This is a genomic window from Streptomyces sp. NPDC046931 (assembly GCF_040644655.1).
Lineage (GTDB): Bacteria > Actinomycetota > Actinomycetes > Streptomycetales > Streptomycetaceae > Streptomyces.
The window spans coordinates 469855-493428 of the sequence record NZ_JBEYWX010000003.1; the positions used below are offsets into that span (position 1 = coordinate 469855).

Annotated in this window: 23 protein-coding genes; 12 read left to right on the plus strand and 11 right to left on the minus strand. The window is 71.5% G+C overall.

From position 1 onward, the window contains the following. Window positions 1-103: 103 nt before the first annotated feature. Window positions 104-499 carry a DUF3099 domain-containing protein gene (locus tag ABZ876_RS09575; RefSeq protein WP_361776892.1) on the minus strand — a complete coding sequence of 132 codons (396 nt, stop codon included), beginning with the start codon at window positions 497-499 and terminating at the stop codon, window positions 104-106. 243 nt (window positions 500-742) lie between these two features. On the opposite strand from ABZ876_RS09575, the gene ABZ876_RS09580 reads away from it, so the two are divergent. Further along, entirely contained in the window at window positions 743-1021 is a 279-nt protein-coding gene (locus ABZ876_RS09580) for a GlsB/YeaQ/YmgE family stress response membrane protein (protein WP_361776894.1), read from the plus strand. Between the two features lie 98 nt (window positions 1022-1119). Here ABZ876_RS09580 and tyrS read toward each other — a convergent pair whose 3' ends face one another. The 3 genes from tyrS to ABZ876_RS09595 are packed head-to-tail and all read right to left on the minus strand — an operon-like array spanning window position 1120 to window position 5361. Beyond that, window positions 1120-2388: a tyrosine--tRNA ligase gene (gene tyrS, locus ABZ876_RS09585; protein WP_361776897.1), complete on the minus strand. Its 1269-nt coding sequence runs from the start codon at window positions 2386-2388 to the stop codon at window positions 1120-1122. A 58-nt stretch (window positions 2389-2446) separates the two neighbouring features. After that, entirely contained in the window at window positions 2447-3841 is a 1395-nt protein-coding gene (locus tag ABZ876_RS09590) for a metallopeptidase TldD-related protein (protein ID WP_361776900.1), read from the minus strand. Further along, a complete protein-coding gene (locus ABZ876_RS09595) occupies window positions 3838-5361 on the minus strand; it encodes a TldD/PmbA family protein (protein ID WP_361776903.1) in 1524 nt (507 codons plus the stop codon). The genes ABZ876_RS09590 and ABZ876_RS09595 overlap by 4 nt, the downstream gene beginning before the upstream one ends. Window positions 5362-5630: 269 nt before the next feature. Between ABZ876_RS09595 and fabG the strand changes: the two genes are divergently transcribed. From fabG to ABZ876_RS09610, 3 genes are all read left to right on the plus strand, one after another. Then, window positions 5631-6335, plus strand: a complete 705-nt coding sequence (gene fabG, locus ABZ876_RS09600) for a 3-oxoacyl-[acyl-carrier-protein] reductase (RefSeq protein WP_361776906.1) — start codon at window positions 5631-5633, stop codon at window positions 6333-6335. A 5-nt stretch (window positions 6336-6340) separates the two neighbouring features. After that, on the plus strand, window positions 6341-7108 hold the full coding sequence (gene fabI / locus ABZ876_RS09605; protein WP_361776909.1) for an enoyl-ACP reductase FabI: 768 nt from the start codon (window positions 6341-6343) through the stop codon (window positions 7106-7108). A gap of 207 nt (window positions 7109-7315) precedes the next feature. Next, window positions 7316-7687 (plus strand): hypothetical protein, encoded by a 372-nt coding sequence (locus tag ABZ876_RS09610; RefSeq protein ID WP_361776912.1) that lies wholly within the window; start codon window positions 7316-7318, stop codon window positions 7685-7687. 6 nt (window positions 7688-7693) lie between these two features. Here ABZ876_RS09610 and ABZ876_RS09615 read toward each other — a convergent pair whose 3' ends face one another. Next, a complete protein-coding gene (locus ABZ876_RS09615; RefSeq protein WP_361776915.1) occupies window positions 7694-8383 on the minus strand; it encodes a FadR/GntR family transcriptional regulator in 690 nt (229 codons plus the stop codon). A gap of 101 nt (window positions 8384-8484) precedes the next feature. Between ABZ876_RS09615 and ABZ876_RS09620 the strand changes: the two genes are divergently transcribed. From ABZ876_RS09620 to ABZ876_RS09635, 4 genes are all read left to right on the plus strand, one after another. After that, on the plus strand, window positions 8485-9831 hold the full coding sequence (locus tag ABZ876_RS09620; RefSeq protein WP_361776918.1) for a CynX/NimT family MFS transporter: 1347 nt from the start codon (window positions 8485-8487) through the stop codon (window positions 9829-9831). 131 nt (window positions 9832-9962) lie between these two features. After that, a complete protein-coding gene (locus ABZ876_RS09625) occupies window positions 9963-10079 on the plus strand; it encodes an SGM_5486 family transporter-associated protein (RefSeq protein WP_361776921.1) in 117 nt (38 codons plus the stop codon). A 172-nt stretch (window positions 10080-10251) separates the two neighbouring features. Beyond that, window positions 10252-10464, plus strand: a complete 213-nt coding sequence (locus ABZ876_RS09630; RefSeq protein ID WP_361776924.1) for a hypothetical protein — start codon at window positions 10252-10254, stop codon at window positions 10462-10464. Window positions 10465-10664: 200 nt separating this feature from the next. Next, window positions 10665-11183 (plus strand): histidine phosphatase family protein, encoded by a 519-nt coding sequence (locus ABZ876_RS09635; protein WP_361776927.1) that lies wholly within the window; start codon window positions 10665-10667, stop codon window positions 11181-11183. 94 nt (window positions 11184-11277) lie between these two features. Here the strand turns inward: ABZ876_RS09635 and serB are convergent, their stop codons facing one another. After that, the gene (serB, locus tag ABZ876_RS09640; protein ID WP_361776930.1) at window positions 11278-12489 is read right to left on the minus strand and encodes a phosphoserine phosphatase SerB; all 1212 of its coding nucleotides are present in this window, start codon (window positions 12487-12489) and stop codon (window positions 11278-11280) included. A 154-nt stretch (window positions 12490-12643) separates the two neighbouring features. After that, window positions 12644-14521, minus strand: coding sequence for a streptophobe family protein (locus ABZ876_RS09645; protein ID WP_361776933.1), 1878 nt, complete (start codon window positions 14519-14521; stop codon window positions 12644-12646). A gap of 240 nt (window positions 14522-14761) precedes the next feature. Between ABZ876_RS09645 and ABZ876_RS09650 the strand changes: the two genes are divergently transcribed. Then, on the plus strand, window positions 14762-17266 hold the full coding sequence (locus ABZ876_RS09650; RefSeq protein ID WP_361776936.1) for an FHA domain-containing protein: 2505 nt from the start codon (window positions 14762-14764) through the stop codon (window positions 17264-17266). Window positions 17267-17347: 81 nt separating this feature from the next. Here the strand turns inward: ABZ876_RS09650 and ABZ876_RS09655 are convergent, their stop codons facing one another. The 3 genes from ABZ876_RS09655 to ABZ876_RS09665 all read right to left on the minus strand — a co-directional run bounded on the left by ABZ876_RS09655 (window position 17348) and on the right by ABZ876_RS09665 (window position 20267). Beyond that, a complete protein-coding gene (locus tag ABZ876_RS09655) occupies window positions 17348-18094 on the minus strand; it encodes a transglycosylase SLT domain-containing protein (RefSeq protein WP_361776939.1) in 747 nt (248 codons plus the stop codon). A 302-nt stretch (window positions 18095-18396) separates the two neighbouring features. After that, entirely contained in the window at window positions 18397-19575 is a 1179-nt protein-coding gene (locus ABZ876_RS09660; RefSeq protein ID WP_361776942.1) for an S-adenosylmethionine:tRNA ribosyltransferase-isomerase, read from the minus strand. Then, on the minus strand, window positions 19572-20267 hold the full coding sequence (locus ABZ876_RS09665; protein WP_361776945.1) for an SDR family oxidoreductase: 696 nt from the start codon (window positions 20265-20267) through the stop codon (window positions 19572-19574). Before ABZ876_RS09665 ends, ABZ876_RS09660 begins: the two co-directional genes overlap by 4 nt. 188 nt (window positions 20268-20455) lie before the next feature. On the opposite strand from ABZ876_RS09665, the gene ABZ876_RS09670 reads away from it, so the two are divergent. The 3 genes from ABZ876_RS09670 to ABZ876_RS09680 all read left to right on the plus strand — a co-directional run bounded on the left by ABZ876_RS09670 (window position 20456) and on the right by ABZ876_RS09680 (window position 22600). Continuing rightward, entirely contained in the window at window positions 20456-21601 is a 1146-nt protein-coding gene (locus tag ABZ876_RS09670) for a GAF domain-containing sensor histidine kinase (protein WP_361776948.1), read from the plus strand. Beyond that, window positions 21594-22235 (plus strand): response regulator transcription factor, encoded by a 642-nt coding sequence (locus tag ABZ876_RS09675; RefSeq protein WP_361776951.1) that lies wholly within the window; start codon window positions 21594-21596, stop codon window positions 22233-22235. The genes ABZ876_RS09670 and ABZ876_RS09675 overlap by 8 nt, the downstream gene beginning before the upstream one ends. Window positions 22236-22354: 119 nt before the next feature. Beyond that, entirely contained in the window at window positions 22355-22600 is a 246-nt protein-coding gene (locus ABZ876_RS09680; RefSeq protein WP_361776954.1) for a chaplin, read from the plus strand. A 66-nt stretch (window positions 22601-22666) separates the two neighbouring features. On the opposite strand, the gene ABZ876_RS09685 is transcribed toward ABZ876_RS09680, so the two are convergent. Next, complete coding sequence (locus tag ABZ876_RS09685; RefSeq protein WP_361776957.1) at window positions 22667-23449, minus strand: hypothetical protein; 783 nt, start codon at window positions 23447-23449, stop codon at window positions 22667-22669. Between the last annotated feature and the right edge of the window lie 125 nt (window positions 23450-23574).

The following is a 23574-nucleotide window of genomic DNA, read 5'->3' on the forward strand; positions in this document are numbered from 1 at the left end:
ATGTCACGGGTAACCCGGTGCCCGGCACCGGAACAACATGATTGTCCTGAGCTTTTCCTGAGCTTCACGGGGGATGCGGTTCCGCATCCGGCGGCCGCCGTGGTCAGGTCCGTTCGCGCGGCTCGCTCCCGGCGTCCGCCGCAGGCTCGGCCGGCGCGTCTTCCGGGACGGATTCCGTGTGCTTGTCCTGAGCGGGCGGTGCGATCATCGGGCGCGCCGGGACATTGAGGAACGAGGACGGCAGAGACGGCGCGTTCTCGCGTCCCGCGTTCGCGATGACCACCGCGACATAGGGCAGGACCGCCCCCAGGACCAGCGCGATGATGGCGAACGGCCGCTCCACGTTCCACAGGGTGGCCGCGAGAATCACCGCGACCGTGCGGATGCTCATGGAAATGACGTAACGACGCTGCCGGCCGCGTACGTCGGCGTCGAGTCCCTGCCGGGCACCCGTGATCCGGAACACCGGGGGCTGCCCGCCGCTGGTCAGCTTCCGCATCACCTTCCACCACCCGTCTGCCCCGGACTCTCCCCGGCCCGTACCTGGTCCGTACCCGGTCAGGGGCCGAGCCCGAACACCCACCACGTTACGCCGCGCGTGCGACGGCTTCGAGACCGGGGCCACCCCTGCCTGGGGGATGAGCTGGGCACGCGCGCGTACGGATGCATCCGACATGCGCCGTATGGCGGACCGATCGAGACTGGGCGTACCGCTCGCGTCGAGCCGTACGAGGAGGCAGCCATGGGCTGGTTGTGGGCGATCATCGTCGGATTCGTGCTGGGCCTGCTGGCCAAGCTCATCCTGCCGGGCAGACAGCACAGCCCCCTCTGGCTGACCACCCTCATGGGCATCATCGGCGGCATCATCGGCAACGCCATCGCCCGCTCCATCGGGATCGCGGAGACCCGGGGCATCGACTGGGGCCGCCACGGTCTCCAGCTCGCCGCCGCGGTCGTCCTCGTCTTCCTGGGGGAGATGGCGTACATGTCGATGAAGGGCAGAGGCAGGGAGAGAGTCTGACGGCACGGGCAAGGGGGGCGGCCCCGTCTCCCGACGGGGCCGCCCCCCTTGCCCGTCCGGCTGTGTGCACGCACCCGGCCCGCGCGGCCGGGAGTGCCTCAGGCGCCCGTGACCTCGACCGCGGCCAGGTTCTTCTTGCCGCGGCGCAGCACCAGCCAGCGGCCGTGCAGCAGGTCCTCCCGGGCGGGCACCGCGTCCTCGGCGGTGATCTTGGTGTTGTTCACGTAGGCGCCGCCCTCCTTCACCGTGCGGCGCGCGGCCGACTTGCTGGGCACCAGGCCGACCTCGGCGAACAGGTCCACCACCGGCTCCAGCTCGAAGACCCGGGCGTTCGGCACCTCGGAGAGGGCCGCGGCCAGCGTCTTCTCGTCGAGGTCCGCCAGCTCGCCCTGCCCGAACAGCGCCTTGGACGCGGCGATCACGGCGGCCGTCTGGTCCGCGCCGTGCACCAGCGTCGTCAGCTCCTCGGCGAGCGCACGCTGGGCGGCGCGGGCCTGCGGGCGCTCCTCCGTCTGCTGCTCCAGCTCCTCGATCTCCTCGCGCGACCTGAAACTGAAGATGCGCAGGAACTTCGAGACGTCCCGGTCGTCCGCGTTCAGCCAGAACTGGTAGAAGGCGTACGGCGTGGTCAGCTCCGGGTCGAGCCAGACCGTGCCGGACTCCGTCTTGCCGAACTTGGTGCCGTCCGCCTTCGTGATCAGCGGCGTCGCCAGCGCGTGCACCGCGACGTGCGGCTCCACCTTGTGGATCAGGTCCGCGCCCGCGGTGAGGTTGCCCCACTGGTCGCTGCCGCCGGTCTGCAGCGTGCAGCCGTACCTCCGGTACAGCTCCAGGAAGTCCATGCCCTGGAGGATCTGGTAGCTGAACTCGGTGTAGCTGATACCCGCGTCCGAGTGCAGCCGGCGGGAGACGGCCTCCTTCGAGATCATCTTGTTGACCCGGAAGTGCTTGCCGATGTCGCGCAGGAAATCGATGGCCGACAGGCCCTGGGTCCAGTCCAGGTTGTTGACCATCGTCGCCGCGTGCGGCCCCTCGAAGTCCAGGAACTTCTCGATCTGGCCCCGCAGCCGCGCCACCCAGCCGGCCACCACCTCGGGGTCGTTCAGCGTGCGCTCGGCGGTCGGCTTCGGGTCGCCGATCAGGCCCGTGGCACCCCCGACCAGGCCCAGCGGCCGGTTGCCCGCCTGCTGGATCCGGCGCATGGTCAGGATCTGCACGAGGTTGCCGAGGTGCAGGCTGGGAGCGGTCGGGTCGAAGCCGCAATAGAACGTGACGGGACCGTCCGCGAACGCCTTGCGCAGTGCGTCCTCGTCCGTGGAGAGGGCGATGAGCCCCCGCCACTTCAGTTCGTCGACGATGTCCGTCACGGTTCTCGTATCTCCTTGGCAGGTCTTCGGGTGGTCGAGTGACCACCGGACTACGAGGTTATACGCCCTGGCTGACAGAGCTCATATTGAAGTCCGGCACCCTCAGCGAGGGCATCGCAGCCCTAGTGAACCAGTCGCTCCACTCCCTCGGCAGCGTCTTTTCGGTACGCCCGGCCTCCGTGGCACGGCCCAGCAGGTCCACCGGGGACTCGTTGAAGCGGAAGTTGTTCACCTCACCGGTGACCTCGCCGTTCTCCACGAGGTAGACGCCGTCCCGGGTCAGGCCGGTCAGCAGCAGCGTCGCCGGGTCGACCTCACGGATGTACCACAGGCACGTCAGCAGCAGCCCCCGCCGGGTGTCCGCGACCATCTCCTGAAGGGACCGGTCGGCGCCACCGTCCAGGACCAGGTTCCCGATCGACGGCGCGAGCGGAAGCCCGGTCAGGGCCGCGCTGTGCCGGGTGGTCGTCAGATGCCTCAGCTCCCCGTCGCCGATCCACTCGGTGGGCTTCAGCGGCAGTCCGTTGTCGAAGACCGACGCGTTGTCGCCGGAGGCGTGCGCGATCACGAATGGTGCCGTCTCCAGACCCGGCTCGTCCGGGTCGCTGCGCAGGGACAGCGGCAGCCCGGAGAGCTTCTCGCCGACGCGCGTGCCACCCCCGGGCTTGCCGAAGACCGTGCGGCCCTCGGCCGCGTCCCGGGCCGTCGAGGACCACATCTGGTAGATCAGCAGGTCCGCTACCGCGGTGGGCGGCAGCAGCGTCTCGTAGCGGCCCGCGGGCAGCTCGACCCTGCGCTCCGCCCAGGCCAGCCGCTGCGACAGCTCGGCGTCCAGCGCCCCCGGGTCGACGTCCTTGAAGTCCCGCGTCGAGCATCCCGCCCACGCCGAACGCGTGCGGTCAGGCGACTTGGCGTTGAGCTCCAGCGTGCCGCTCGGCTGGTCGTGTCGCAGCCGCAGTCCGGTCGACGTACCCATGTACGTCGAGACGACGTCGTGGTTGGCGAAGCCGTACAGCTCACGGCCGCCCGCACGCGCGCGTGCGAAGGACTCGCCGAGCGTCGGCGCGAAGTCGGTGAAGACGGCGGACGAGGTCTCCGCGGGCGCGTCCGTGAAGTTCGGGGACTGCGGCACGCCTGTCATCAGCGGCTGCGCGTCCTCGGCGGGGCCCGCGCCACGTGCGGCGGCCTCCGCGGCCCGCACCAGCGACTCCAGCTCGTCGGCGGTGACGGCCGAGCGGGAGACGACCCCCGACGCCGTACCCTGCGCGCCGTCGAAGGTCGCGATGACGGTGAGGGTGCGCCCGCGGGTGACCCCGTTCGTGGTCAGCGCGTTGCCCGCCCAGCGGAGGTTGGCGGTGGAGTGCTCGTCGGCGATGACGACGCACCCGTCCGCGCGGGACATCTCGAGGGCACGCTCGACGATCTCGTGCGGCTTGTTCGTACGGGCGCTCATCGACCGGCCTCCTGGGTGGTGTTGAGGATGTTGACCCCCCTGAAGAGGGCGGACGGGCAGCCGTGCGAGACCGACGCGACCTGGCCCGGCTGGGCCTTGCCGCAGTTGAAGGCGCCGCCGAGGACATAGGTCCCCGGACCGCCGACGGCCGCCATGGAGCCCCAGAAGTCGGTGGTCGTCGCCTGGTACGCGACATCCCGCAGCTGGCCGGTGATCCGCCCGTTCTCGATCCGGAAGAACCGCTGGCCGGTGAACTGGAAGTTGTAGCGCTGCATGTCGATGGACCAGGAACGGTCCCCGACGACATAGATCCCGCGGTCCACGCTGCCGATCAGATCCTCGGTGGACAGTCCGGCCGGGTCCGGCCGGAGCGACACATTGGCCATGCGCTGCACGGGAACGTGCGCGGGCGAGTCGGCGTAGGCGCACCCGTTGGAGCGCTCGAACCCGGTCAGCCGGGCGATGCGCCGGTCCATCTGATAGCCGACCAGCGTGCCGTCCTTGACCAGGTCCCACGACTGCGCCTCGACGCCCTCGTCGTCGTAGCCGATCGTCGCGAGGCCGTGCTCGGCGGTGCGGTCGCCGGTGACGTTCATCAGCTGGGAGCCGTACCTCAGCTTGCCCAGCCGGTCGAAGGTGGCGAAGGACGTGCCGGCGTAAGCGGCCTCGTAGCCGAGCGCCCGGTCCAGCTCGGTGGCGTGCCCGATGGACTCGTGAATGGTCAGCCACAGGTTGGACGGGTCGACGACCAGGTCGTACACACCCGCCTCCACGCTCGGCGCGCGCATCTTCTCGGCGAGCAGTTCCGGGATCTGCTCCAGCTCGGCGTCCCAGTCCCAGCCGGTGCCCGTCAGGTACTCCCAGCCGCGGCCGACCGGCGGCGCAAGGGTGCGCATCGAGTCGAACTCCCCCGTGGAGTCGTCGACCGAGACCGCGGTGAGCTGGGGGTGCAGCCGCACGCGCTGCTGGGTCGTCACGGTGCCCGCGGTGTCGGCATAGAACTTGTTCTCGTGGACGGTCGTCAGTGAGGCGTCCACGTGGTCGACCCCGTCGGCCGCGAGCAGCCGCGCGCTCCAGTCGGCCAGCAGCCCCGTCTTCTGCTCGTCGGGCACGGTGAAGGGATCGATCTCGTACGAGGAGACCCAGGTCCGCTCCGCGTGGACCGGCTCCTGCGCCAGCTCCACACGCTCCGTGGACCCGGCCGCCTTGATCACCTGCGCCGAGAGCCTGGCCATCGACACCGCCTGCGACGCGACCTTGGCGGCGGCGTCGAGCGTCAGATCGACGCCCGAGGCGAATCCCCAGGTCCCCCCGTGCACGACCCGCACCGCGTACCCCAGGTCGGTCGTGTCCGAGGACCCGGCCGGCTTCCCGTCGCGCAACCGCCACGCGGCACTGCGCACCCGCTCGAACCGGAAGTCCGCGTGCTCGGCCCCCAGTGCACGCGCGCGTGCCAGCGCGGCGTCGGCCAGGGCCCGCAGCGGCAGTGCCGCGAAGGCTTCGTCGATGGAATGCGGCACGGAGGTCTCCCTGCTGTCGTGGCCTGTCGGATCCGATCATGTCTCCCGAGGGACCGAGCGGACCATATCTTTCCGTCCGACGACCGGACCTTTGCCTCCGACGACCGCCCCGGCTCACTCCACGGCCACCACTTCTGTAGGGATCCGACAGTGAGTCCCCTACGCCACTGTCGGTGCCCGATTGTCCGCGCGGGGCGCCGGACCGATAGGTTTTCGACGAAGGCGCCTGTCCTGCAGGGGTTCCAGACCGCTATCGAAAGGGTGATCCGTTGAGCCGCTCGGTTCTCGTCACTGGAGGCAACCGGGGCATCGGCCTCGCCATCGCCCGCGCGTTCGCCGACGCCGGCGACCAGGTCGCGATCACATACCGCTCGGGCGAGCCGCCGGCCGGCTTCCTCGCGGTCAAGTGCGACATCACCGACACCGAGCAGGTGGAGCAGGCCTACAAGGAGATCGAGGCCCAGCACGGCCCGGTCGAGATCCTCGTCGCCAACGCGGGCGTCACCAAGGACCAGCTGCTGATGCGTATGTCCGAGGAGGACTTCACCTCGGTCATCGACACCAACCTCACCGGCACCTTCCGCGTCGTCAAGCGCGCCAACCGTGGCATGCTGCGCGCCAAGAAGGGCCGCGTCGTGCTGGTCTCGTCGGTGGTGGGGCTGCTCGGGTCCGCCGGGCAGGCGAACTACGCCGCCTCCAAGGCCGCCCTGGTCGGCTTCGCGCGCTCCCTCGCCCGTGAGCTGGGCTCGCGCAACATCACCTTCAACGTCGTCGCCCCCGGCTTCGTCGACACGGACATGACCAAGGCGCTCACCGACGAGCAGCGGGCGAACATCATGTCGCAGGTGCCGCTCGGCCGTTACGCGCAGCCGGAGGAGATCGCCGCGACGGTGCGGTTCCTCGCCTCCGACGACGCCTCGTACATCACTGGAGCCGTCATCCCCGTTGACGGCGGACTGGGAATGGGTCACTGATCACCATGAGCGGAATTCTCGAGGGCAAGCGCGTCCTGATCACCGGTGTGCTGATGGAGTCCTCCATCGCGTTCCACACCGCGAAGCTGGCCCAGGAGCAGGGCGCCGAGATCATCCTGACCGCGTTCCCGCGGCCCACGCTGACCGAGCGCATCGCCAGGAAGCTCCCCAAGCCCACCAAGGTCGTCGAGCTCGACGTCACCAACAACGAGCACCTCGCGCGCCTGGCCGACATCGTCGGCGAGGAGCTGGGCGGCCTCGACGGCGTCGTGCACTCCATCGGTTTCGCCCCGCAGGACGCCCTCGGCGGCAACTTCCTCAACACGCCGTTCGAGTCGGTCGCCACCGCCATGCATGTCTCGGCGTACTCCCTGAAGTCGCTGACCATGGCCTGCCTGCCGCTGATGCAGAACGGCGGCTCGGTCGTCGGCCTCACCTTCGACGCGCAGTTCGCCTGGCCGCAGTACGACTGGATGGGCCCGGCCAAGGCGGCCCTGGAGGCCACCAGCCGCTACATGGCGCGCGACCTGGGCAAGCAGAACGTCCGCTGCAACCTCATCTCCGCGGGCCCCATCGGCTCCATGGCCGCCAAGTCCATCCCCGGCTTCGGCGAGCTGGCCTCCGTGTGGGACAGCCGCTCCCCGCTGGAGTGGGACCTGAAGGACCCGGAGCCGGCCGGCCGGGGCGTCGTCGCCCTGCTGAGCGACTGGTTCCCGAAGACCACCGGCGAGATCATCCACGTGGACGGCGGTCTGCACGCCATCGGCGCCTGAGCCGCCCCTCCCACGAGGCCTGAGGGCTTGCGCGTCCGCTGATGCGCCCCTTGGCCCTGTCGTACCAGGTCGATGCCCCGTTCCCCGCTCCGTGCGGGAAGCGGGGCGTCGCCCGTTCGGAGTACCCGGCCGGGCGCCCGCGAGTGACCGGCACGCACGCTGGGAGTACGCACCGCCCCGCAGCCGTACGGCCTGGGAGGTCCCGTTGTGCGCTTGTCCCGCCGCTTCGCCCCGGTCTTCCTCGCCCTTGCCCTGGTGACCGTCCTGCCGTACGAGGCGATGCCGCACGCGCGCGGGGAGCCCACTGGGCCCCACGCGCGCGGGATGAGCGGGAGGTCCGCCGATACGAGGCCCTTCGAGGCCGAGTGCCGCGTCCGTGTGACCGGTCCGGACGTCGTCGCCCACTGCCACAACCCGTATCCCCGGACCGACCATGTGAGCCTGCACATCGAGTGCGACCCCTGGTGGGACCTGGACACCGACACCGCCCCGGCCGACGTCGGACCCGCGATGACCGTGCGGCTCACGGGCCGCTGCTGGGCAAAGGTCCGCTCGGCGTGGGTCGGCCACGCCTGGTGAGTCCGCTCAGCGCGCCGCGGTCCGCGACCGCCCAGGGCGGCACATGAACGGATAACTCGCGGCCTCGGCGGCCGCCGAGGCCGCGTCGCCCGTGCGGATCGCGTCCACGAGCCCCGTGTGGTCCATGTACGTCTCCGGCGTCAGCTGCCCGCCGACGTCGTCGCGCAGCCAGTCCCGCAGCACCTCGCCCAGGTCCGCGTACATCGCCGTCATGACATCGTTGTGGGACGCGGCCACCACCGCCATGTGGAAGGTCGCGTCGGCGGTCACGAACGCCTCCACGTCCCCGGACCCCCAGGCCTCCTCACGGCGCAGCAACAGCGCGTCCAGCTGCTTGAGGTCGCGCTCGGTGCGCCGCCGTGCGGCGAGCTGGGCGGCACCCGACTCCAGGGTCGCGCGCAGCTCGGCGATGTGGGTGGGGTCGGCGTCGGCGAACCGCCGGTGCATCACGCCCGCCAGCTCGCTGGTCGCCGCCACATAGGTGCCCGACCCCTGGCGGATGTCCAGCAGACCGTTGTGCGCGAGCGCGCGGACGGCCTCGCGGACCGTGTTGCGCGCGACCCCGAGCTGGTCGACCAGCTCGGACTCGGTCGGGATGCGCGAGCCCACCGGCCATTCGCCCGAGGTGATCTGGTTCCGCAGTCCGGCGATGACCTGTTCGGACAACGCGGATCGGCGGGGGTGGCTCAGCGGCATGACGGTCCTTCGTGCGGCGGGCCTGGGTGCGGGGCCGGAGATCGGGAGCGTAACGCAAGGGGGTGCTCCCTGAATCATCCCATGATTCTATGATGAGCGGTATGGCATCCGACGAGGCACCCGGGACGACCGCGTCCGCACCGATACCCATGAACACGCCGGTGCGCGGCTCCGGGCCCGTCCCCGGCGCCGCGGTGCCGGGGACCGAGGGCGGCGCGGCCGGCCCGCGCGCGTGGACGACGCGTCTGCTCCTCGTCGGCATCGTCCTCACCGCGCTCAACCTGCGGCCCGCCATCACCAGCCTCGGCGCCCTTCTCGAAGAGGTGCGTGACGGGCTCGGCATGAGCGGCAGCCTCGCCGGACTGCTGACCTCCGTACCTCCGTTGTGCTTCGCCGTCTTCGGCGCCACGGCCCCGCGGCTGGCCCGTCGGTTCGGCCCGGCCGCCGTGGTCTGCGCCGCAATGGCCGCGATCACCGCCGGGCTCGCGATCCGCCCGTACACGGGGAGCACCACGGGCTTCCTGGCCGCCAGCGCGCTCGCCCTGATGGGTATCGCCGTCAGCAACGTCCTGATGCCGGTGATCGTCAAGCGCTGGTTCCCGGACCGGGTGGGTTCCGTGACCGGCCTGTACTCGATGGCGCTGGCCCTCGGCACATCCGCTGCCGCGGCGGCCACGGTCCCCATGACCGGTGCCCTGGGCGGTGGTTGGCAGTCGGGCCTCGCCGTCTGGGCGGCACTGTCGGCGGCGGCCGTCCTGCCGTGGATTCCGTTCGTACGCGTGCGGGGTGCCCGTTCCGCCCAGAACGCCTCCGAGGGCGGCACGCTCGTCGCCGACTCCGACCGGGGCGAGGCCGAGGGGCCCGGGATGATCCGGAGTCGTACCGCATGGGCGCTGGCCGTCTTCTTCGGGCTCCAGGCCACGGCCGCCTACATCACGATGGGCTGGATGGCGCAGATCTTCCGTGACGCCGGGGTGTCCGCGGGCACGGCCGGAATGCTGCTGGCGGTCACCATGGTGGTGGGCGTGCCCCTCGCCTTCGTCATCCCACGGCTGGCCACCCGGCTGCCGCACCAGGGTCCGATCGTGGTCGCGCTCGGGGTCTGCGGTCTTGCCGGGTACGCCGGCCTGTACTGGGCCCCGGCGGCCGGCGCCTGGGCCTGGGCGCTGCTGCTCGGCGTCTCCAACTGCGCCTTCCCGCTGGCCCTCACCATGGTGGGCATGCGGGCCCGGACGGGTGCCGGGGTGGCCAGGCTGTCTGCGTTCGCGCAGAGCACCGGCTATCTACTGTCGATCCCGGGGCCGCTGCTGGTGGGCGTCCTCTATCAGCACAGCGGCGGCTGGGGCCTGCCCATCGCCCTGATGGCCGGGCTGATGCTCCCGCAGGTCGCGGCGGGCGTCCTGGCGGGCCGCGACCGGACCGTGGAGGACGAGGCGACGGCGCGCTGAGCGGACATCCGGCGCGCCGGCGCAGGACCCCGCCGGGCCACGCGGCCCGGCCGGGACCGGGTCCTGGGGGTGACCCGTTCGGCGGCGACCCCGCCGGAGGCAGGGCGGGGGAGGGGTGCGAAACTGACCGTATGCCCGTGCTCGACCCGAATCCCCCGAACGGCCAGAAGAAGATGCTGCTCGTCTTCGGCACGTTCTTCGCCATCTTCGTGATCATCGCCGTCATCGCCACGATCGCCTCCCCCTGACGGAGGGCGCCCCCAGGCCCGGGGTGGGGCCTGCCCCAGCATCCCCTAGGGGGTGAGTGTCAGGGTCAAGTGGGTGGATCACCGGATGGGTTGAGGGCTGCCCAGTCCCTACCTTCGAGGTGTGGCCGCCGACGGCGGACCACGGACCGTCCGCAGACCCACGGAGGCAGTCATGCCGGCCCGCACGCACACCCGGCCTCACCCGGCGACCACGGGCGGCATCGACATGCGGCTGCCCTGGTGGGCCCTCGCGCTGCCCACACTGGCCTTCGTGGTCCTGCTGGCGCTGATACTCAATCCGGCGGACACGCGGGCGGGCGGCGACCCCGCTCTCGGCCGGCTCGTGGAGGGCATCCAGCAGACGATGACGCACCACGCACGGTGACACCTCCCCCCGCACGGCGCCCCGCCCGCCGGACCCGGACGGGAGCCCCCCGGGGGCCCGGAGTCCCCGGGCCCGGCGGCCGGGGGCCGCTTGTGCCCAGGCAGGCGGCGCGCAGGCCCGATCCGCCATGTGCGCGAGCGCACTTCCGACGCCGTCAACTCCCTGCGCTCCCTGTCCTCTTTCATGCGAAGCTGGGACGCATGAGCTCCGCAGAACCCCGCAGGATTGTCCTCTTCCGGCATGCGAAGGCCGACTGGCCGCAGGTGGCCGACCACGAGCGGCCCCTCGCAGACCGGGGCCGCAAGGACGCGGCCGTCGCAGGCCGCAAGCTGGCCGACACCGGCATCCCCTTCGACCTGGCCCTCTGCTCCACGGCGACGCGTGCCCGCGAGACCTGGAAGATCGCGGTCCAGGAGCTTCCGCACCGGCCGAAAACCGTCTACGAGGAGCGGATCTACGACGCCTCGCCCGGCGAACTGATCACCGTGCTCAACGAAAGCCCCGAAGACGCCCAGAACGTGGCTCTCATCGGTCACAATCCGGGCATCCAGGGTCTCGCCGAGGTCCTCTCGGGGGAAGCGGAGGCCGAGGCGCGCGAGCGGATGAGCCGACGCGGCTTCCCCGCCGCCGCCTTCGTCGTGCTCTCCTTCGACGGCTCCTGGAAGTCCCTGGAACCGGGCACGGCCACCCTGCTCGACTACTGGGCGCCGAGCGAGTAGACCCTCACGGAAGCAGCGGGGCCCGGCTCCGGTCACGGTGCCGGGCCCCGGCGACGTCCTACGCGGCCGTAGGTGACACCGCGCGGCGGGGACCTCAGCCGGTCTCGTCGTGTATGTCCGCCGCCTCGACCTCTTCCCGGGTGACGCCGAGCAGATACAGGACGGTGTCCAGGAAGGGGAAGTTCACCGCGGTGTGCGCGGCCTCGCGGACCACGGGCTTGGCGTTGAAGGCGACGCCCAGACCGGCCGCGTTCAGCATGTCGAGGTCGTTGGCCCCGTCCCCGATCGCCACGGTCTGCGCCAGCGGCACTCCCGCCTCGGCGGCGAACCGGCGCAGCAGCCGGGCCTTGCCCGCCCGGTCCACGACCTCGCCGACGACCTTGCCGGTCAGCTTCCCGTCGACGATCTCCAGCGTGTTGGCCTGCGCGAAGTCCAGGCCGAGCCGCTCCTTGAGGTCATCGGTGACCTGGGTGAAGCCGCCGGAGACCACTCCCACCTGGAAGCCGAGTCGTTTCAGCGTGCGGATCAGAGTGCGCGCGCCCGGGGTGAGCCGCACCTCGGCGCGCACCTTGTCGATCACCGACGCGTCCAGTCCCTTGAGCAGCGCGACGCGCGCGTGCAGCGACTGCTCGAAGTCCAGCTCGCCGCGCATGGCCGCCGCCGTCACCTCGGCGACCTCCGCCTCGCAGCCCGCGTGCGCTGCGAACAGTTCGATGACCTCGTCCTGGATGAGCGTCGAGTCCACGTCCATGACGACCAGACGCTGGGCCCGCCGGTGCAGACCGGCCGCGACGACGGCGACGTCGACACCGAGTGCCGCGGCGTCGGTCACCAGGGCGGTGCGCAGCGGCTCGGTCTCCACGCCGGACACGGCGAACTCGACGGCCGTGACGGGGTACTTGGCGAGCCGGAAGATACGGTCGATGTTGCCGCCGGCGGCGGCGATCCGGGCGGCGATGGCGGCCGTCGACTCGGCCGTCAGCGGATGGCCGAGCACGGTGACCAGGGAACGTCCGAGACCTCGCGGACGGTTGTCGCCGATCCCGGAGATGATCTCGGCCTGCATCTTCATGGACTCCGCCCAGCTGTGGACGGTCGCCCGCAGATCACCCTCGAGCCCGGACGGCGGCGTCGTCACCAGGGCGCACAGCACCATCCGGCCCCGGGTGACGACCTGCTCGATGTCGACGACGTCGACGTTGTAGGCGGCCAGCGTGTCGAACAGGCCGGCCGTCAGGCCGGGCCGGTCCTTGCCGAAGATCTTGACAAGGAGAGTGGGGGCGTCGGAGGTCTGCGAAGCACTCATGGTGTTTCCACCGTATCCGGCACCCAGTGCCCTCCGCGTGCCCGGTCCGTCTAGCGGACACGGAACAGTGGATGGCGGGCGGGTGACGAGCGGCTTGACCGGCGACGAAGGCGCAGGGTGCGGGAGGGGAAGCGGCCGGTCGGGCGGAGCCTCCTCAGCCGCGCCCCCGGGGCGGCCCGGGTGGTGGAGGCGGGGGAGGCGGCGGGGGCACCTGGTCCGAGGGCGACGAGGTCCCCGGGGTACGGCGTCGGGAGGGCGGTCCGGGTGGCTCGATCGGCTGGATCACCGTGGGCGCGCCGTACATGTCACCAGGGGCGGGCCGAGACATGTCACCAGGGGCGGGCCGAGCGCCTCCCTCCGGCGGTTCCCCGGCGGCCCGCGCCCGCGCACCTTCGCCGCGCCGCGCGTCTTCTCCCGCCCGCGCGTCTTCTCCCGCACCTGCGCCCTCACCCGGCCGTGCGTCCTCCGGTCCCCGGAGCGCCTCGGGCAGCCGTAGATAGGGATTGGTGGCCGGGTTCGGCGGGCGGTAGGGCGTGCCCGGAGTGTAGGGACCGGCCTCCTGCCGCACCGTCGTGCGCGGGGACGCGGAAGTCGCCCATGACCCCATGTCACCCCGTGCCAGGGGCGCCGTCCGGCTTCCCGCCGCCCCGGTCGCATACGCGAGCAGCGCCCCGGCCGCCCCGGCGCCCGCACCCCACACCGCGCCCAGCAGCAGCGCCGCGCCGAGGTCCCCGTGCAGCTCGACCCCGGCGCCGAAGGCGTCGAATCCGAACAGGGACAGCGAGGCGTCCACCGACACATCCGTCAGCAGGACCAGCAGCGGCAGTGCCACGGCCGTCACGATCCCGAGCCGAAGCGCGCAGTGCCCTGCGAAGCCGAGGGGACCCGGGGCCCGTACGGCGGAAGCAGCCGCATCCGGTACGGCCGCCGCATCCCCGCCTCGTACGACAGGCGTACGTGCCGCCGTCAGCACACCGGCGAACAGCATCATGAGCGCCGCGGCGACCGCCAGCAGCCACACCTTGCCGTCCAGCCCGGCCAGGCGGTCCAACGTCACCGACTGGCCGGTCCGCACGCTCAGCAGCCGGTCCAGCGGGTCCGGCAGGAGTTTGGCCAGCTCGCCCGTGGCCTTCCCGTCCCACGGTACGAACAGGCCGAGCGGGACGCCCAGCCACACCCCGTTCGGCGCGCCGAGCAGCGCCGCCCCCGCGATCCGCGCCGGATGGTCGTCGCCGATCGCCGCGTACGCCGCCGCCGCGAGGCCGGCGAACACCGCCGTCAGCACCACCGCCACCAGCGCCGACACGGCCGGGCGCACGACCCGGTGCACGGCCTGCCAGCCCCGCGGCAGGGGTGTGCGTCGCGACGCGAGCAGCGCGATCACCAGGACCCCCGCCGCCCAGGCCGCGCCCCCGAGCAGCGTGGGCACCGTGTCGACGCTGAAGCCGACCGAGGCCTTGGCCTGGACGAGGTCCCCGATCCGGCTCGGCAGCAGCCCTCCGATGTCGCCGAGCCCCGGGATACCGATGCTCCCCCCGCCCCTCCCGCCGGGCAGCCTGTCGAGTCCGAACGAGCCCCCGTCGATGGTGACGACGTCATGGCCGGCCCAGGCGAGACCGCCCAGCATCGCCACGAACAGCGCCACCACCGCGCTCGCCCGCGCGAGGAGTTCGGACGGGGCGACGACCACACCCGCCGCACGCAGCGAACGCAGGAAGAACCAGGACAGCAGCAGCGCACCCACCAGCCCCACACCCAGTGGCGTGATCTGGACGGCGGTCGTCGCCTCGGCTCCCTTCAGACCGAACGCCGACACATTCCCGGACGGCCTGACCGACCCGTTCGCCCCCAGCGCCACGACGGCCGCCGTCATCGGCCCGAGCGAGCCGGCCGCATCCGCCCGGAGCAGATGCAGACCGAGCGCCGCCGTCCCCGCCATCCCGATCAACGCCCAGCTCACGGACGCGATCGCGGACAGCAGCACATCCGTCCAGGGCAGCCTCCTGCCGTGTTCCGCGGCCTCGTTGCGCATCGTCAGACCCCCGGTCCGCGCCGCGGTGATCCACCGCGGATGTCCCCCTCGCGTCGGATTACCACTCTCCGGCCCGGTTTCACCTCCGTCAACGGCGCGCGCCCGGCCACCCGTTCACGTTCGTCACAAGGCCCGACTTTCAGTCAGAGCGCCAAGCCTGAAATAGTTCCCCACGATGTTCGACATCCCTACACTCCCCGTGATGGGGGTAACTCGGGGGACAACTCAGTGGGGCATGGAGTGCCTGAACTCGTAGTGGAATTCAATGGACGCACCTGGACGCTCGACGCGTCCAGGCCGTACACCCTCGGACGTGATCCGCAGGGGGACATCGTGCTCGAGGACGCCAGGGTCTCCTGGCGCCACGCCACGATCGGCTGGAACGGCCGCGGTTGGGTCGTGGAGGACCGGGGGAGCACCAACGGCACATTCGTCGGGGGCCGGCGCATCCACCAGCTGGAGATCGGCGGGGCCACGACCGTGCACCTGGGCAACGCGACCGACGGGCCGGGTCTGAACCTCTCCGGTGCCGCGGCCGCGGTGGCCGCGCCGCAGTCCGGGCCTCAGCAGCAGCCGTACGCGGCACAGGGCGCGGGCGCCGGCTGGGCGCAGCAGGCACCCCAGCAGCAGGCACCTCGGCAGCAGGCCCCCCAGCAGAGCCGGCCGATCCCGCAGCAGCAGGGCCCCGGCGGTGGCGCGGGCGCGCCGCCGGTCTACGGCGACCGCAGCCCGACCACGTTCCACCAGCTCGCCCTCGGCCGGGTGATGCGCATCGGCCGTGCGCTGGAGAACGACCTGGTCGTCTCCGACCTTCAGGTCTCCCGCAACCACGCCGAGTTCCACGCCACGCCCGACGGCCGTTTCGAGATCCGCGACCTGGGCTCGCACAACGGCACGTTCGTCAACGGCATGCCGATCGGCAAGGGCGGCTCGGCGCTGCTCGGCCCGAACGACATCGTCGGCGTCGGTCATTCGACGTTCCGTCTGGTCGGCGACCGGCTCGAGGAGTTCGTCGACACCGGCGAGATCTCCTTCTCCGCCCGCCATCTGACCGTGACGGTCGACGGCGGCAAGCAGATCCTCAAGGACGTCTCCTTCGGCGTGCCGGAGAAGTCCCTCATCGCGGTCATCGGCCCCTCCGGCTCCGGCAAGTCGACTCTGCTGAAGGCGCTCACCGGTTACCGCCCCGCGAACCAGGGCGACGTCCTCTACGACAACCGGAATCTGTACAAGCAGTTCGCCGAGCTGCGCCAGCGCATCGGCCTGGTCCCGCAGGACGACATCCTGCACAAGGAGCTGAGCGTCAAGAAGGCCCTCAAGTACGCGGCCAAGCTGCGCTTTCCCGCCGACACCACGGCCGCCGAGCGCGAGGCCCGCATCGACGAGGTGCTGCGCGAGCTGAAGCTGGACGTGCACAAGGAGAAGAAGGTCACCTCCCTCTCCGGCGGTCAGCGCAAGCGTGTCTCGGTGGCCCTGGAGCTGCTCACCAAGCCGTCGCTGATCTTCCTGGACGAGCCGACCTCCGGTCTCGACCCGGGCATGGACCGCGATGTCATGCAGCTGCTGAGGGGCCTCGCCGACGACGGCCGTACGGTCCTCGTCGTCACCCACTCCGTGGCCGAGCTGGCGCTGTGCGACAAGCTCCTGGTGATGGCGCCGGGCGGGGCCGTCGCCTACTTCGGCCCGCCCGAGGAGGCGCTGAACTTCTTCGGCTACGAATCCTGGGCCGATGTGTTCTCCGCCTTCGAGAACTACCGCGACTACGACTGGGCGGGTCGCTGGAAGGGCTCGGGGCACTACCAGATGTACGCCGCGGACATCGACGCCGTGGCCCCGCAGTCGGTCCATATGCCGCCCCCGCAGGCGATCAAGCCGCCCAAGCCGCAAGGCTGGCTCTCCCAGCTCGGCACCCTGATCCGGCGGTATGTCGCGGTCATCGCCTCCGACAGGGGCTTCCTGGCGCTGACGGTGGTCCTGCCGGCGGTGCTCGGCGCGGTCAGCCTGCTCATCGACAGTGACAAGGGCCTGCTGGTCAACCCGGTCAACCCGAAGACCGGCGTGCCCGTCCCGAACGGCACGGCCACCACGGTCCTGCTGATCCTCGCGGTCGGCGCGTGCTTCGCGGGCGCCGCCAACTCCGTCCGCGAGCTGATCAAGGAGCGGGTCATCTACGAGCGGGAACGCGCCACCGGCCTGTCCCGCTCGGCGTATCTGATGTCCAAGGTGGTCGTGCTCGGCGCCGTCACCGTGCTTCAGGGCCTGATGGTGGGCCTGATCGGCTTCTCCAGCCGGGAGATCCCCGACGAGGGCGTGGTCCTCGGCCATGGCACGCTGGTGGAGCTGTGCCTGCCGGTCATGGCGCTCGGCTTCACCTCGATGATGTTCGGCCTGGTCATCTCCTCGCTGGTGAAGACCGCCGAGAAGACGATGCCGCTGCTGGTCATGTTCGCGATCATCCAGGTCGTGTTCACCGGCTGTCTGTTCACGCTCAACGGCACCGTCGGCGTCAATCAGTTCTCCTATCTGATGCCGTCCCGCTGGGCGGTCGGGGCCGCCGGTGCGACGCTGGACTTCAACAACATCGCCCCGAACACGGACGACCCGGCCAGCACGGACCCGCTGTGGGACCACACGGCCTCGGCCTGGACCCTGGACATGATCGCGCTGATCGCGCTCGGCGTGCTCTGCGGCTTCCTGGTGGCCCGCTTCCTGCGCCGCCACGAACCCGAGGTCATGCGGAAGTAGTCCACCCCCAACAGGCGGAAGGGCGGCACCCGGTGGGTGCCGCCCTTTCTTCCGTCAGGCGAGAAGAGGTCCGCGCCGGCCTCAGTACGCGCTGTTGACGTTGTCCATCGAACCGTAGCGGTGCGCCGCGTAGTTGCAGGCGGCGGTGATGTTGGCGACCGGGTCGTAGATGTTCCAGGACGTGCCCTCAACGTGGTACGTGTTGAAGGTCGGCTGGATGACCTGGAGCAGACCCTTGGACGGGATGCCGTTCTGGGCGTTGATGTCCCAGTTGTTGATCGCCATCGGGTTGCCGGAGGACTCCCGCATGATGTTGCGGTACAGGCCGTTGTAGGAGCCCGGGATGCCCTTCTGCGCCATGATGTCGAGCGACTGGCGGATCCAGCCGTCCACGTTGTTGGTGTAGCTCTTCGGGGCCGGGGCGGCCTGCCGGACCTGCGGGCGCTCGGCGGAGCGGCTCGCGGCCTGCTGGACCGGGCGCTGCTGCGCCGCCGGCCGCTGGGGCTGCGCGGCGGCCTGCTGCGGAGCCGCCTTCTTGGCGGCGGCCGCGGCGGTGGCCTTCTGCTTGGCGGCGATGGCCTCGGCCTTGAGGGCGGGGGCGGCCATCTGGTCGGTGACGGCGGCCTTGATCTGCTTCGCCGGCTGGTTGCCGAGCTTCACCGGGGCCGCGGCGACGGGGGCCGCGGTGACCTTGCTCTGTGCCTCACTCGGGGCCGCGGTGACCGCGAGGGCGCAGCAGCCGAGGGCGGCCACACCGGCGATCGACATCTTGTGGGCCTTGGTCAGCTCACGACTGCGGGCACGGAGAGCGGTGATGGTCTTGGGCATGCGGAGGGACCTCTTTGTGTAGCGCGGAGGCCGCTCTGGTGCCGGCGGAAGACGGATGTTTCCAGCACAAGCGCCGCGGGTATTGCCCACGGCGCCGAGCGACGTGAGCAATTCTTAGCTGCCGCAAAAAGGCCAGGCAAAGGTGTGACGTACGATCCCCGGTAGTGGACCCGGGCGGGGGATATCGGGGCAGACGGCCCTGTCTTCCCCGTTCATCACGGGCTTCTTTGTCTCCTATAGGGCCTCGTACGTGACGTACGTCCTATGCGCGGCCTCACATCCCGGGCGCGCGAACCTCACCATTAGTTGCTGGAGCAACGCTCTGCGTGAGGCGGCTCCTCCTGAAGGACGAGGTGCGTGTCACCGAACTCGTGCCACAGGTAGAGACCGGCCAGCGCCGCCTCGTAGCCGCGGTCGATCGCCTCCCGTCCCGCGACGGCCTCCAGCATCAGCAGATGCGACGCCTCGGGCTCGTGCAGCCCGGTCAGCAGCCCCTCGACCACCCGCACCCCGCGCTCGGGCGTCACCACCAGATCGGTCCAGCCCTGCCGCGCCCGTACGACACCGTCGGCGCCCGCCGCCGACTCCACCGCCCGCACGGCCGTCGTCCCGACCGCGATCACCCGTCCGCCCGTCCGTCCCGCAGTACCGCCCTTCCCGGCAAGCGCCCCGCGCCCCCTGCGCCCGGCCCGTACCGCATTGATCAGCCGCGCCGACGCCTGCGGTACCGCGAAACGCTCCGGGTACGGCGGCTCGTGCGCCTCCGCCGACGCCACCCCCGTGTGCAGCGTGACCGGTGCGAACAGCACGCCCCGGCTCACCAGCTCCGCCACCATGCGCGAGGTGAAGGGACGCGCCGCGCTCGGCATCTCGGCGCTGCCCGCCCCGTCGGCGGACGGCAGTGCGAACACCGTCTGGTACGCCGACAGCGGCTGGTCCCGCTCCGTATAGGAGTAACGAATGGGGCGCCCGTGCCGGGCCAGCAATCCCACCACGTCCGGATCGGACGGACGGGCCCACCACAACCGGTCACCCCTGGGCGATACGGGCTCCTCCAGGACCAGCCGTACGCCGTCCGGAAGCCGTACCTCTATACCGGCGGCGTTTGGTGCCCTGCCCGACGCATGTGCCCGCGTGGTACCCCGTCCGTCCGGGTCCCGCAGCTCGACCGCCCAGCGCCCGTCGTCCCCGCACGTCGAGAAGTGCACCACCACACGCGCGTGCCCGGCCGTGGCGTCCACCGCGGCCGCCAGCGTCGCAGAGGTGTTGACGACGAGCACATCCCCCGCCCGCAGCAGCCGCGGCAGCTCCGCGAACGCGTGGTGCGCCACCTCCTTCCCCCGCGAGACCAGCAGTCGTACGGAGTCCCGGGCCAGCCCGGCCCCGCGCTGCTCGACCGGTACCCGCGCCGACAGCTCCTCGGGAACCTTCCCCCACCGTCGGGCCCGCTCCGGCGACGGGACCCCCGTCGCCGTGCTCATCGCTCCTCCAGCAGGGAGGGCGCACCGTAGCGGCCGCTTGCCGGGCGCTCGTCCAGCAGCCTGAGGAACGCGGGCACCACCTCCTCCGGCGCCGGCCGTGGACCGTCGTCATCGGGTACGGCCGCCGCATACAGGTCCGTGGCCATGTCCCCGGGGTCGACCGCCCACACCCGCAGCCCCGGCTCCTCCACGCCGAGCACCGCCGCCAACTGGTCGAGCGCCGCCTTGGACGCGCCGTACCCGCCCCACGTCCCGTACGCCTCGGCCGCCGCGTCCGAACTGACGGCGATCACCGCGCCCACCTCCGACGCCCGCAGCAGCGGCAGCGCCTCCTGGACCAGACCCAGCGCGGCGACCACGTTCACCTCCAGAGCCCGCCGCAGCCCGTCCAGCCCCAGCTCCGCGAGCCGCACCAGCGGCTCCGCACCCAGCGCGCTCGCGTTGTGCACCAGCAGGTCCGGCCCGCCCAGCCCGCGGGCCGCCGCCACCAGGCCCGCCCGGTGCCCGGCGTCCGTGACATCACCCGGGAGCGCCTCCACCCGCGTCCCGTAGGCCGACAGGGCTCCCGCCGTCTCCTCGAGGACGGACCCGGTCCTGGCATCCACCACCAGGTCCCAGCCGCGCTCCGCCAGGGCCGCGCCCAGCGCCCGCCCCAGCCCCTTGGAAGCCCCCGTGATGATCGCAACCGGCATGTCCACCGTCTCCTCGTCCCTCGGCCGCCGGTGATCGGCGGTGACCTCACCGTAGGAACGGCACGGCTCCGGCCGCCTCGGCCGCGGGCCGCAGGGAGGCGGGGCCCTTCGGCTTAGGCCCACGGGTGTAGGAGGGGGCGGCCACCTGCCGGATACGCGCTGTCACATCTCGCCGGTACGGTGACTTCATGAGCCATGGACCCCGGTCGGGCCTGTACGCGGTGAGCTCCGCGCTGCTGGCCATGAGCAGGCATCTGGAGGTGCGCGACGTCCTCAAGACGATCGTCGCCTCGGCCCGCGAGCTGCTCGACGCCGAATACGCGGCGCTGGGCGTCCCCGACGACCACGGGGGCTTCGCCCAGTTCGTCGTGGACGGAGTCACCGACGAGCAGTGGAAGGCGATCGGCCCGCTCCCGCGCCAGCACGGAATCCTGGCCGCGATGCTCCGCGAGGCGAAGCCCGAGCGGCTCGCCGACGTCCGCCAGGACCCTCGCTTCGAGGGCTGGCCGGACGCCCACCCGGAGATGTCCGACTTCCTCGGCCTGCCCATCCGCGACGGCGACGAGATCATCGGTGCGCTGTTCCTGGCCAACAAGAGGTGCGCGAAACGACAGGGCAGCTGCGGCTTCACCGAGGACGACGAGGAACTGCTCTCGATCCTCGCCCAGCACGCCGCGATCGCCCTCACCAACGCCCGGCTGTACGAGCGCAGCCGGGAGCTGACCATTGCCGAGGAGCGCTCCCGGCTGGCCCACGAGCTGCACGACGCGGTGAGCCAGAAGCTCTTCTCCCTGCGGCTCACCGCCCAGGCGGCGGCCGCGCTGGTCGACCGTGACCCGGGGCGCGCCAAGAGGGAGCTCCACCAGGTCGCCGCGCTGGCCGCCGAGGCCAACGACGAACTGCGCGCCGCCGTGGTCGAGCTGCGCCCCGCCGCGCTCGACGAGGACGGCCTGGTCAACACCCTGCGCACCCAGGTCCAGGTCCTCGACCGCGCCCACGCCGCGCGCGTGACCTTCAGCAGCCTGGGTGTCCGGGCCCTGCCGGCCGCCCAGGAGGAGGCGCTGCTGCGCGTCGCCCAGGAGGCACTGCACAACGCCCTGAGGCACTCCGGTGCCGAGCGCGTCGAGGTGGTCCTGGAGAAGTGCGGCCCGGGTGCCGTCCTGCGGGTCATGGACGACGGCAGCGGGTTCGAGCCCCTGGCGGTGCGCCGGGCGGGACGCCACCTCGGCCTGGTCTCCATGCGCGACCGGGCGGGCGGGGTCGGCGGCACGCTGACCGTGGAATCGGCGCCCGGGAAGGGCACCACGATAGAGATGGAGGTCCCTGGTGGCTGACGCAATCAAGGTGCTGCTCGTCGACGACCACCAGGTCGTCCGTCGCGGACTGCGCACCTTCCTCGAGGTGCAGGACGACATCGAGGTCGTCGGAGAGGCCTCCGACGGCGCCGAGGGGATCGCCCGGGCCCAGGAGCTGACACCCGACGTCGTCCTCATGGACGTCAAGATGCCGGGAATGGACGGCATCGACGCGCTTCGCAGGCTCCGCGCGCTCGATCACCCCGCGCGCGTGCTGATCGTGACCAGCTTCACCGAGCAGCGCACCGTGGTCCCGGCCCTGCGTGCGGGCGCCGCCGGCTATGTGTACAAGGACGTGGACCCCGACGCCCTCGCCGGAGCGATCCGGTCCGTGCACGCGGGGCACATCCTTCTGCAACCGGAGGTCGCCGATGCGCTGCTTTCCCAGGAGGAGACCAACTCGGGGCAGGGGAGAGGCGGTTCGCTCACCGAGCGGGAGCGCGAGGTGCTGGCCCTGATCGCCGACGGCCGGTCCAACCGGGAGATCGCCCGCGCGCTGGTGCTGTCGGAGAAGACGGTCAAGACCCATGTGTCGAACATCCTGATGAAACTGGATCTGGCGGACCGCACCCAGGCCGCGCTCTGGGCGGTGCGGCACGGTGTTAACGGCTGAGCGGATCTTCATACCGTCGGGTGGATGTCCCCCGGGTGGCGCATCCTCTCCGGATCCCGGCCGTTCTCCAGGGCGTGCTGCGGCGCCTGCCGCAGTGATCGCAAGGAGAGGGCTCAGAAGTGAAGAACCTGAAGAAGGCCGCAGCCGTCACCATGGTGGCCGGTGGACTGATCGCCGCCAGTGCCGGCCTCGCCTCCGCCCACGACGGGGCTCACGCCGGCGGACGGGCCGTGGGCTCTCCGGGCGTCGTGTCGGGCAACGTCATCCAGGCTCCGGTCCACGTCCCCGTCAATGCGGTCGGCAACACCGTGAACGTGATCGGCGTCCTGAACCCGGCCTTCGGAAACCTGGGCCTCAACCACTGAGGCTCGTCCGCTCTTCCTGAGCGGCCTTCCCGGAGTCCCGGGAGGCCGCTCCGGTGCGGCAGCGGATCATCGCATGTCCCGCTGCTCCACGATGGAGTTGTAGGCCGCCACCTGCGCCCGCCGGGCCGTCCGCTCCACCGGCCGCAGCGCCTCGGCCCGGGCGGCCATCTCGGAGGCGCTCACCGCGCCTCCGTGCCCCTTCTCGTACGCGACCGAGATGAGCATCCCCACGCGCCGGGCCAGCTCCAGCACCCGCACCGCCCGCGGCGGATAGCCCGGTGCCAGGACCTCCCGCCCCCGCTCGGCCCGCGCCCGGTACGCGTCGATGGCCGCCTCCGCCACCGGCCCCGAACCCGCCACGTCCAGCCGCGACAGCACCTCCGTCGCCTCGCGCAGCGCCTCCGCCAGCTCCCGCTCCGCCTCCCCGAGCGAGGGCACATCGGCAGGCGGCGCCTCCCGCACCGGCAGACAGTGCCAGACGACCTCCACGTGCACATCGCCGTCCGGCCCCGCCTCGTGAACCTCCGGCACGAGCCCGAACGCGGCCCCGTGACAGACCGCCGCCTCCTCGGCCTGCAGCGCCCGCGCGTTGAACTCCGGCGGGCCGCTCAGCCCCAGCGGATGCCCCGGCGCGGGAAGCGCCACCCGCAGCCCGGTCACCCCGAGCCTCCGCAGCCGCCCCAGCGCGAGGGTGAGACCGACGGGCGCCGACTCGTCCGGCAGCCCCTCCACCCGGTGCACCGCATCCTCGCCGACGATGGCGGACGCAGCGTCGTCCGGCGAAACAAACCCGGCCAAAAGGGCATTTCCCCATGCGGCCAACCGACCTGAGCGTGGTTCCGAGAGCATGCCCCCACCCTACGGACCGGGCCTATGGAATCGACCTGGCGACCAGTGGCGTAGATTTCTCGGGGGGCTGCGCCCACCGGCGTGGCGGACCACGCCCACGGGCGTACGCGAGAGCCGACACTGGC

Bases quoted from the DNA above. Each gene is read 5' to 3' on its own strand.
- ABZ876_RS09575 (WP_361776892.1), bottom strand. From the start codon at position 499: ATGCGGAAGCTGACCAGCGGCGGGCAGCCCCCGGTGTTCCGGATCACG.
- ABZ876_RS09580 (WP_361776894.1), top strand. From the start codon at position 743: ATGGGCTGGTTGTGGGCGATCATCGTCGGATTCGTGCTGGGCCTGCTG.
- ABZ876_RS09590 (WP_361776900.1), bottom strand. From the start codon at position 3,841: ATGAGCGCCCGTACGAACAAGCCGCACGAGATCGTCGAGCGTGCCCTC.
- fabI (WP_361776909.1), top strand. From the start codon at position 6,341: ATGAGCGGAATTCTCGAGGGCAAGCGCGTCCTGATCACCGGTGTGCTG.
- ABZ876_RS09615 (WP_361776915.1), bottom strand. From the start codon at position 8,383: ATGCCGCTGAGCCACCCCCGCCGATCCGCGTTGTCCGAACAGGTCATC.
- ABZ876_RS09620 (WP_361776918.1), top strand. From the start codon at position 8,485: ATGGCATCCGACGAGGCACCCGGGACGACCGCGTCCGCACCGATACCC.
- ABZ876_RS09625 (WP_361776921.1), top strand. From the start codon at position 9,963: ATGCCCGTGCTCGACCCGAATCCCCCGAACGGCCAGAAGAAGATGCTG.
- ABZ876_RS09630 (WP_361776924.1), top strand. From the start codon at position 10,252: ATGCCGGCCCGCACGCACACCCGGCCTCACCCGGCGACCACGGGCGGC.
- ABZ876_RS09635 (WP_361776927.1), top strand. From the start codon at position 10,665: ATGAGCTCCGCAGAACCCCGCAGGATTGTCCTCTTCCGGCATGCGAAG.
- serB (WP_361776930.1), bottom strand. From the start codon at position 12,489: ATGAGTGCTTCGCAGACCTCCGACGCCCCCACTCTCCTTGTCAAGATC.
- ABZ876_RS09645 (WP_361776933.1), bottom strand. From the start codon at position 14,521: ATGCGCAACGAGGCCGCGGAACACGGCAGGAGGCTGCCCTGGACGGAT.
- ABZ876_RS09655 (WP_361776939.1), bottom strand. From the start codon at position 18,094: ATGCCCAAGACCATCACCGCTCTCCGTGCCCGCAGTCGTGAGCTGACC.
- ABZ876_RS09660 (WP_361776942.1), bottom strand. From the start codon at position 19,575: ATGAGCACGGCGACGGGGGTCCCGTCGCCGGAGCGGGCCCGACGGTGG.
- ABZ876_RS09665 (WP_361776945.1), bottom strand. From the start codon at position 20,267: ATGCCGGTTGCGATCATCACGGGGGCTTCCAAGGGGCTGGGGCGGGCG.
- ABZ876_RS09670 (WP_361776948.1), top strand. From the start codon at position 20,456: ATGAGCCATGGACCCCGGTCGGGCCTGTACGCGGTGAGCTCCGCGCTG.
- ABZ876_RS09685 (WP_361776957.1), bottom strand. From the start codon at position 23,449: ATGCTCTCGGAACCACGCTCAGGTCGGTTGGCCGCATGGGGAAATGCC.